Here is a 1133-nt window from a genome sequence, read left to right on the forward strand (position 1 = left end):
CATCTTGTCCAACTCTCAGCGTCAATCGGTGGCATTATTGTAGGCGACGGATCACTGAAACCAGATGAAATTCTCGATCTGGCGGATAAGTGTATGTATAAGGCCAAAAAGTCGGAAAAAACGCCAAAGGTCCATCTCGAAGCCGTCAGCGCGAAACAAACACGGTCGCCAAGTAAAACCTGACCAGAATAAGAAAACACTGGTTATTGCTGGTGCCCGGGGCCGGACTCGAACCGGCACGGTGTTAACCACCGAGGGATTTTAAGTCCCTTGCGTCTACCAATTTCGCCACCCGGGCGATGCTTCCGCCCAGCTTCGACAGAGGGACTTTGCCAAAACCGAGGGAATGTTGATTGGAGGCTGAGGCCGGAATCGAACCGACGTCCACGGATTTGCAGTCCGCTGTATAACCACTCTACCACTCAGCCGTATCCGAACTGAAAAAAAACCTCGACGCTTTGCGCCGAGGTCGATATTTGGAGCGGGAAACGAGACTCGAACTCGCGACCCCAACCTTGGCAAGGTTGTGCTCTACCAACTGAGCTATTCCCGCCTTGAAACTGCGCGCCATTTTACCCGAAAAAGCGACGCTGTCAAGTCCTTGTTCTATCGCGCTCGGCGAGTGCAACATCTTGATTTTTCAGGGATATATTGCCCCCTGAGACACTGAATTATCCGAAATTTTTTTCCCCTGTCAAGTAGGGCCATGCAGCTTTGAGATACAGCCACATGGACCACAGTGTCAGCGCGACCGATAAATACAATAATGCGTAAGCAGTCAGTGTCCATGGATTGGTAAAATCGGCTGGATTGGCTATCAACCCAGTGATTGCGACCATCTGCAATACAGTCTTGATCTTGCCAATCCAGTTCACGCTGACTTCAGTATGACTACCCATTTGTGCCATCCATTCTCGCAATGCCGACACCGTTACCTCACGTCCGATAATAATGAATGCGGGCACTGTCATCCATTCCGTGTTATGCAGCTTCACCAGTAAGGTCAGGGCCACAACAACCATCAGTTTGTCAGCCACCGGATCCAGAAAAGCGCCTAGTGCCGAGGTGGTTCCCATCATGCGTGCCAATAGGCCATCAAAAAAGTCGGTAAACCCTGCCACCGCAAATATCAC

2 protein-coding genes and 3 tRNA genes are annotated in these 1133 nt (G+C 50.8%); 1 reads left to right on the forward strand and 4 read right to left on the reverse strand.

Annotated elements, in window-relative coordinates:
• The coding region (locus D6694_03275; protein RMH46638.1) for a hypothetical protein at positions 1-183 on the forward strand (183 nt) is incomplete at its 5' end.
• Between the two features lie 27 nt (positions 184-210).
• On the opposite strand, the gene D6694_03280 is transcribed toward D6694_03275, so the two are convergent.
• The 4 genes from D6694_03280 to pgsA all read right to left on the reverse strand — a co-directional run.
• Positions 211-298, reverse strand: a tRNA-Leu gene (locus D6694_03280).
• 56 nt (positions 299-354) lie between these two features.
• Positions 355-428, reverse strand: a tRNA-Cys gene (locus D6694_03285).
• A 49-nt stretch (positions 429-477) separates the two neighbouring features.
• A tRNA-Gly gene (locus D6694_03290) sits at positions 478-553 on the reverse strand.
• A gap of 118 nt (positions 554-671) precedes the next feature.
• The coding region (pgsA, locus tag D6694_03295; protein ID RMH46639.1) for a CDP-diacylglycerol--glycerol-3-phosphate 3-phosphatidyltransferase at positions 672-1133 on the reverse strand (462 nt) is incomplete at its 5' end.

It is taken from the genome of Gammaproteobacteria bacterium (assembly GCA_003696665.1).
Taxonomy (GTDB): domain Bacteria; phylum Pseudomonadota; class Gammaproteobacteria; order Enterobacterales.